The following is a 7168-nucleotide window of genomic DNA, read 5'->3' as shown; positions in this document are numbered from 1 at the left end:
TTGCAACGACGGCATGATCGAAGCAATGGACAAACAGGCCCGCACGCTGATCAACCCATCGCCGGCGTTCTACAACGCGCCGATGGCGCAACTCGCCGCAATGCTCACCGCAAATAGCTGCTTCGATAAAGTGTTCTTCACGAACAGCGGCGCCGAGGCAAACGAAGGCGCGATCAAGCTCGCGCGCAAGTGGGGCAAGAAGTTCAAGGGTGGCGCGTACGAAATCATCACCTTCGACCACAGTTTCCACGGCCGCACGCTCGCGACCATGTCGGCGTCGGGCAAGCCGGGCTGGGACACGATATACGCGCCGCAAGTGCCGGGCTTTCCGAAGGCCGATTTGAACGACATTGCATCGGTGGAAAAACTGATCACCGATAAAACCGTCGGCGTGATGCTTGAGCCGATCCAGGGCGAAGGCGGCGTCATTCCCGCCACGCGCGAGTTCATGCAGGCTTTGCGAGCGCTGACGAAGAAGCACAACCTGCTGATGATCGTCGATGAAGTGCAAAGCGGCTGTGGCCGTGCCGGGACGTTGTTCGCGTATGAGTTGTCGGGCGTTGAGCCGGACATCATGACCTTGGGCAAGGGCATTGGCGGCGGCGTGCCGTTGGCAGCGTTGCTGTCCACGGAAGAAATAGCCTGCTTCGAACCGGGCGATCAGGGCGGCACGTATAACGGGAATCCGCTGATGACGGCCGTTGGTTGTTCGGTGATTTCGCAGCTTACGGCGCCTGGTTTTCTTGAAGGCGTGCGCGAGCGTGGCGATTATCTGAGGGCGCATCTGGTGCAGTTGTCGGCGGAACGAGGGTTCAACGGCGAACGCGGCGAAGGCTTGCTGCGCGCGCTGCTTCTGAACAACGACAATGGGCCGAAGATCGTTGAAATGGCACGCGATATGGGACCCGACGGTTTGCTGCTTAACGCGGCACGGCCGAACCTGCTGCGCTTCATGCCGGCGCTGAACGTGACGCGTGACGAAATCGACCAGATGATGGCCATGCTGCGTTCGGTGCTGGATTCGCTTTGATTATCCGAGTGTTCGAAGCGCGCGATACGGACGACGTAATCGCGCTCTGGCGCCAGGCGTTTCCCGAGTACGCCACACCCGGCAAACCGCAGCGCGATCCGCGGTTATCCATCGCTAATAAGCTGGCTATGCAACCGGAGTTGTTTTTCGTTGGCGTGCAGGATGAGCGACTGATCGGCACGGTGATGGCCGGGTATGACGGACATCGCGGATGGATGTATTCACTCGCAGTGGCCGAAGATGCACGCGGCCACGGTTACGCGCGGGCGCTTGTCGAGCGTGCGGAAACGGCGTTGAAACAGCTTGGATGTCCTAAGCTGAATTTGCAGATCATGGCGAATAAGCCTGAGATTCAGGGCTTTTACGCCAAACTCGGTTATCACGTCGATGAGGTTATTAGCCTCGGCAAGCGACTGTAGCGCCGCACTGTAAAAAAGCCGCATGCGTCACAAACGCATGCGGCTTCTTCAATTCAAAAAACCAAAAACTCACTCGCCCAGATAAGCCGCCCGAACCTTCGGATCATGCAGCATGGCCTTCGCATCGCCGGACATGGTGACGAGACCCGAATCCATCACGTACCCACGATTCGCCGCCTGCAACGCCAACCGCGCGTTCTGCTCAACGAGCAATACCGTCAGCCCTTCCTTGGAAATCTCGCGCACCACCTCGAAGATCTTCTCGACCATGATCGGCGAGAGACCCATCGACGGCTCGTCGAGCAGCAACATTTTCGGACGCGACAACAAGGCCCGTGCCATCGCCAGCATCTGCTGCTCGCCGCCCGATAACGTGCCCGCGTACTGCGACGCCCGCTCTTTCAGCCGCGGAAAGAAGCCGAACATGCGGTCGGTGTCTTTCTGGATTTCATCATTGTCGTTGCGAAGATACGCGCCCATCTGCATGTTTTCGAGAATCGACATGCGCGCGAAGATACCGCGGCCTTCCGGCACCATCGCGAGGCCACGCTTCAGGAGTTCATGCGAAGGCACGCCCTTGATCGACTGGCCCATGTATTCGATATCGCCAGCCGTATACGCCTTCAGGCCCGTGATCGCCTTCATGGTGGTCGTCTTGCCCGCACCGTTCGCGCCGATCAGCGTGACCAGTTCGCCCTGCCCGACTTCCAGATCCACGCCCTTCACCGCGTGAATGCCGCCGTAGCTGACCTGCAGGCCCGTGATCTTCAACATGGCCGCGCTGCCGGCTGTTCCGTTCGTTGTTGCCATTAGTGGACCCCCGCCCCGAGATAAGCCTCGATCACCTTCGGGTCCTTCTGCACGTCCTGCGGCAGACCCTCGGCGATCACCTTGCCGTAATCGAGCACCGTCATGCGGTTGCACAATCCCATCACCAGCTTCACATCGTGTTCGATGAGAAGAATCGTCCGGCCGTCGCTGCGAATCTTGTCGAGCAGACCCGTGAGTTCGACCTTTTCCGTCGCGTTCATGCCGGCGGCGGGTTCATCGAGGGCGAGCAGCTTCGGATCGGTGGCCAATGCACGCGCGATTTCCAGACGACGCTGGTGTCCGTACGACAGGTTGCGCGACGTGTAATCCGCGTATTGCAGCACGCCGACATACTCCAGCAATTCCAGCGCGCGCTCCTTGATTTCCCTCTCTTCACGACGCTCCGACGGCGTCTGCAACACCGCGCCGATCAGCCCGTGCTTCGTGCGCACGTGGCGTCCGATCATCACGTTTTCCAGCGCCGTCATGCCGCCGAACAAACGAATGTTCTGGAACGTACGCGCAATGCCCGCCTTCGCCACTTGATGAACGGCGGTCGGCGTGTAAGGCACGTCGTCGAGCTTGAATTCGCCGGAATCCGGTGTGTAGAGGCCGGTGATCACGTTGAAGAACGTGGTCTTGCCGGCGCCGTTCGGGCCGATCAATCCGTAGATCTCACCTTCCTTGATCTGCAAACCGACTTCCGACAAAGCCTGCAAGCCGCCGAAGCGCTTGTTGACGCCTTTCACCGACAACCGTGTGCGTTTTTCACTCATTTAATTTCTCCGCTGCTGTGTCGTGTCAGGCGCGCACCGGCTTCTTGCCAGCGCGCTTCGCGATCTTCGCGATCTTGTCTTCGTGTTTCGGCGACGGCCACAGGCCTTCCGAGCGATACAACATGATGAGCACCATCGCGAGGCCGTACAGCAACTGGCGGATGACTTCGGTATCGACGATTTCATGTCCGAAGATGAAGTTCTGCAACGGGCCCATGGTCGAACGAAGGAACTCGGGGAACACGGCAAGCAGCACCGCGCCCAGGATCACGCCTGGAATATGACCCATGCCGCCCAGCACCACGCACGCGAGCACCACGACCGATTCCCAGAACGTGAACGATTCCGGCGATACGAACCCCTGGAAGGCGCCGAACATTGCACCCGACAAACCACCGAACGATGCGCCCATCGCGAACGCCAGCAACTTGATGTTACGGGTGTTGATGCCCATTGCCTTCGCGGCGATCTCGTCTTCGCGGATGGCGCCCCACGCTCGGCCGATTCGCGAGTGCTGCAAGCGGATACACACGAAGATCACGAACAGCGAACACAACACGAACAGGTAGTAATACGAATACACGGACGGAAAATTCAGGCCGAACAGCGAGTGCGTCTGCGCGAGGCTGAAGCCGCCCACATTCACCGGATCGACGCCGGTAATGCCCTTCGGACCGTTGGTAATGTTCACCGGACGATCGAGGTTGTTCATGAAGATCCGGACGATCTCCCCGAAGCCCAAGGTCACGATGGCGAGATAGTCGCCGCGCAGGCGTAGCGTCGGTGCGCCGAGCAGCACGCCGAAGGTGGCCGCCAGCCCTGCCGCGCATGGCACGATGATCCAGATCGGCGTATGCAGGCCGTTCGGGAACAGATGCGCGATCCATGCGAATTGCGTGGTCAGTTGTGGCGACGACAACAACGCGGCCACATAGGCACCCACGGCGTAGAAAGCGATGTACCCCAAATCCAGCAGGCCGGCGAAGCCGACCACCACGTTCAGGCCCAGCGCCAGCATCACGTAGAGCATCGCGAAGTCGAGCACGCGGACCCAGTAATTGCCGCCTGCCGCGCCGATCAGGATCGGCGCCAGGATCACTAGCGCCGTGACGAGGATCGTCACCGCGTAGTCCTTCACGCCTTTTTTCTCGGGGATGAACGTCGTGGACGGTTCAATAGGTTGAATCGATGTCATTTGTCAGCTCCCTTGAATTAGGCTCGATCCGCGACGCGCTCGCCCAGCAACCCGGACGGACGGAACACCAGCACGACGATCAGGACGATGAACGCGAACACATCCTGATAGTTGCTGCCGAAAACGCCGCCGGTCAGGTTGCCGATGTACCCGGCACCCAACTGTTCGATCAGCCCGAGCAGCACGCCGCCCAGCATCGCCCCGCCAAGGTTGCCGATCCCGCCCAGCACCGCCGCCGTGAACGCCTTGAGACCTGGGAGGAAGCCCATGTAGAAGTGCGCGTTGCCGTATTCGGAGGCGATCATCACGCCGGCGAGCGCGGCGAGCGCCGAGCCGATCATGAAGGTGGCCGAGATCACGAAGTTCGGGTTCACGCCCATCAGGCTCGCGACGCCCGGATTTTCAGCAATGGCGCGCATCGCGCGGCCGAGCTTCGTCTTGTGAACCAGCAGCAGCAATCCGCCCATCACCAGGAAGGCCACCACGATGATCACGATTTCCGTCATCGAGATCACCGCGCCCGGACGGTCGGCGGTCGCCGTGATCACGTTGATTGGATCGGTGGGCAGGAGTTGCGGGAACGCGAGCGGATTGCGGCCCCAGATCAACATCGCCAGCGTCTGGAGCAGGATCGACACACCGATCGCCGTGATCAGCGGCGCGAGACGCGGCGCGCGACGCAGCGGCCGGTAAGCCACGCGTTCGATCGTATAGCCGACCACCGCGCACACCACCGCCGCGATCAACAACGCGATGACTAGCATCAGCACGTGGGGCATGCCCGGGAAATGGTTCTGCATGACGCCGATTGCTGACAGCGCGACCATCGCGCCGACCATCAAGACGTCGCCGTGTGCGAAGTTGATGATGCCCAAAATGCCGTACACCATGGTGTAGCCGAGCGCGATGATGGCGTAGACGCTGCCAAGCACCAGTCCGTTTATGATTTGTTGGACGAAGATATCCATTTAAAGCTCCTTAGCCGTGCGACTGGATTTACGCTTTATCGCTGGCCGATAAACCGAAGGGAAGTAAAAAACACCACGGCACTACGCGTACTTGAAAAAAAACCTGAAACTGTCCAATACCGGCTACCCGGCCATGCGGTTTACTAGTAATTACCCGCTGGCCGTATTACGGCGTAACTACATCGATAACGTTCTTCTTGTTGTCCTTGAACTCGATCAGTGTGAATGCGCCGCCTTTCAAATCACCCTTGTCATCGAATGAGATGTGGCCCGTCAAACCCTTGAAATCCGTCGATGCAATCGCCGCGAGCACCTTGGGTGCTTCAACCGAATTGGCGCGCTTCATGGCATCCACGATCACGTACACGGCGTCATAAGTGAATGGCGCATAGTTCTGGACGGGTTCGTGAAAGCGCGCTTCATAGCGTTTCGCGAAATCCGCGCCATTGTCGAGCTTCGATAAATCCACGCCGACCTCCGAGCACACCACGTTCTGCGATGCATCGCCAGCAAGTGTCGCCATTTGAGTGGAACAGGCACCGTCACCACTTAGAATTCTTGCCTTCATGCCGAGCGCCGCCGCTTGCTTCGCAAATGGGCCCGCTGTTGCGTCCATGCCCGCATACATGATGACATCGGGCTGGACGCGCTTGATCTTATTCAGTATCGCCTTGAAATCCTTGGCTTTTTCCGTCGTGACTTCGTGATCGGCGATCTTGCCGCCCCCTGCTATGACCGCTTTGGCGAACTCGTTAGCGAGGCCGCGACCGTAGAGCGTGGCGTCGTCGACCACCGCGATGCGCTTTGCATGCAGCGTCTTTAGTGCGTACGTCGCGAGCACCGGGCCCTGCTGCGCGTCCGTCGGCACCACGCGGAACGTCGTCTTGAAACCTTGCTGGGTATAGCTGGGATTGGTCGATGCAGCCGAGATCTGCGCCACGTTCGCGTCGCTATATGTCCTGGATGCAAGCACTGACACGCCAGAATTCAAATGTCCCACTACCGCCACCACGTGATCGGCGACAAGCCGCTGCGCCGCATCGACACCTTTCTTGGGGTCGGCCGCGTCGTCCTGCCCATCCAGTTCCAGATGGATCGGATGACCGTCGATGGTCAACCCCTGCGCGCTGATGTCCTCGATCGCGAGTCGTGCGCCGTTTTCGTTATCCTGCCCGAGCGCCGCCAGCGACCCGCTGAGCGGCGCAACATGGCCGATCTTGACGACCGTTGCTTCGCTTGCGGCAACGGCGGTTATTGCTGACGCGGCCGATGCGTCCGAAGCCGTAATCGTCGATGCGCCTGGAGCACTTGCCGCCACGCTTGTCGATGCAACCGGCACCGCCGATGCGCTGGTCGCAGCGTCGCCATCGTTCTTTTTGCTGCACGCCGTTGCCATTGCAACCGCGGCCGCGAGGGTCACCGCATAGGCAAACTTGAATTGCATTAAGTGGGTCTCCCGCGCCCCGTAAAGCCGACATCTCCAGCCCATCCGGCTTGGAACGCGCGAATTGTAACTCGATTTTTGAGACGTTCAATATTGTTATGGGACAGGGGTTTTCCTCCATTGCAACCCGGATTTGGCAGATTAATCGATGAAAAAGAGCAACCGGGTTGCAGCGATTTTAATGTACGGGTTGCACCATGAGTTGGTGCGGGGGCACCGGGGGAGATTTTGAGGCGATGCTGCGCGGCGATTGTGGGGCGAAGTGCGGTCCGGGATGGATGAGCGCGTACCATGCTTTGTGGCGGAACGGGCAGACGATGCGGCTGTCGAGGCGAAGCGTGTGCGCGCGGGTGGCGCTTGAGGTGGGTGTTCGACTGAGCGTTAATGGGTGAGAGCCGTGCTACGTTCGTGCCAAAAACCTGAAGTGATCGACGACGACACTGAGGTATTCGCGGTTTGAACGCGTTTCTTTGCTTCGTTTCTTTGCGCGTTTGCAAAGAAATGAAGTCCCGCCCCGGATAGGGGC

Annotated in this window: 7 protein-coding genes; 2 read left to right on the top strand and 5 right to left on the bottom strand. The window is 59.5% G+C overall.

Annotated elements, in window-relative coordinates; all coding sequences use genetic code 11:
- Both WCA53_RS23545 and WCA53_RS23540 read left to right on the top strand, forming a co-directional pair.
- The coding region (locus WCA53_RS23545; RefSeq protein ID WP_423916137.1) for an acetylornithine transaminase at positions 1-1030 on the top strand (1030 nt) is incomplete at its 5' end.
- The gene (locus tag WCA53_RS23540) at positions 1027-1449 is read left to right on the top strand and encodes a GNAT family acetyltransferase (protein ID WP_423916135.1); all 423 of its coding nucleotides are present in this window, start codon (positions 1027-1029) and stop codon (positions 1447-1449) included. The genes WCA53_RS23545 and WCA53_RS23540, both read left to right, overlap by 4 nt.
- A 69-nt stretch (positions 1450-1518) precedes the next feature.
- On the opposite strand, the gene WCA53_RS23535 is transcribed toward WCA53_RS23540, so the two are convergent.
- The 5 genes from WCA53_RS23535 to WCA53_RS23515 form a co-directional block, all read right to left on the bottom strand.
- A complete protein-coding gene (locus WCA53_RS23535; protein ID WP_423916139.1) occupies positions 1519-2223 on the bottom strand; it encodes an ABC transporter ATP-binding protein in 705 nt (234 codons plus the stop codon).
- Between the two features lie 35 nt (positions 2224-2258).
- The gene (locus WCA53_RS23530; protein WP_423916132.1) at positions 2259-3035 is read right to left on the bottom strand and encodes an ABC transporter ATP-binding protein; all 777 of its coding nucleotides are present in this window, start codon (positions 3033-3035) and stop codon (positions 2259-2261) included.
- Between the two features lie 25 nt (positions 3036-3060).
- Positions 3061-4230, bottom strand: coding sequence for an ABC transporter permease subunit (locus WCA53_RS23525; protein ID WP_423916130.1), 1170 nt, complete (start codon positions 4228-4230; stop codon positions 3061-3063).
- Between the two features lie 17 nt (positions 4231-4247).
- Positions 4248-5198, bottom strand: coding sequence for a branched-chain amino acid ABC transporter permease (locus WCA53_RS23520; RefSeq protein ID WP_423916128.1), 951 nt, complete (start codon positions 5196-5198; stop codon positions 4248-4250).
- A 166-nt stretch (positions 5199-5364) separates the two neighbouring features.
- Positions 5365-6642, bottom strand: coding sequence for a branched-chain amino acid ABC transporter substrate-binding protein (locus WCA53_RS23515; protein WP_423916126.1), 1278 nt, complete (start codon positions 6640-6642; stop codon positions 5365-5367).
- Positions 6643-7168 lie beyond the last annotated feature (526 nt).

This window comes from Caballeronia sp., from assembly GCF_049581465.1.
Classification (GTDB): Bacteria; Pseudomonadota; Gammaproteobacteria; order Burkholderiales; family Burkholderiaceae; genus Caballeronia.
Note: the sequence above shows the minus strand (reverse complement) of the source record. Positions and strands in the feature narration are given on the sequence as shown.

Bases quoted from the DNA above. Each gene is read 5' to 3' on its own strand.
- WCA53_RS23535 (WP_423916139.1), bottom strand. From the start codon at position 2,223: ATGTTGAAGATCACGGGCCTGCAGGTCAGCTACGGCGGCATTCACGCG.
- WCA53_RS23530 (WP_423916132.1), bottom strand. From the start codon at position 3,035: ATGAGTGAAAAACGCACACGGTTGTCGGTGAAAGGCGTCAACAAGCGC.
- WCA53_RS23525 (WP_423916130.1), bottom strand. From the start codon at position 4,230: ATGACATCGATTCAACCTATTGAACCGTCCACGACGTTCATCCCCGAG.
- WCA53_RS23520 (WP_423916128.1), bottom strand. From the start codon at position 5,198: ATGGATATCTTCGTCCAACAAATCATAAACGGACTGGTGCTTGGCAGC.
- WCA53_RS23515 (WP_423916126.1), bottom strand. From the start codon at position 6,642: ATGCAATTCAAGTTTGCCTATGCGGTGACCCTCGCGGCCGCGGTTGCA.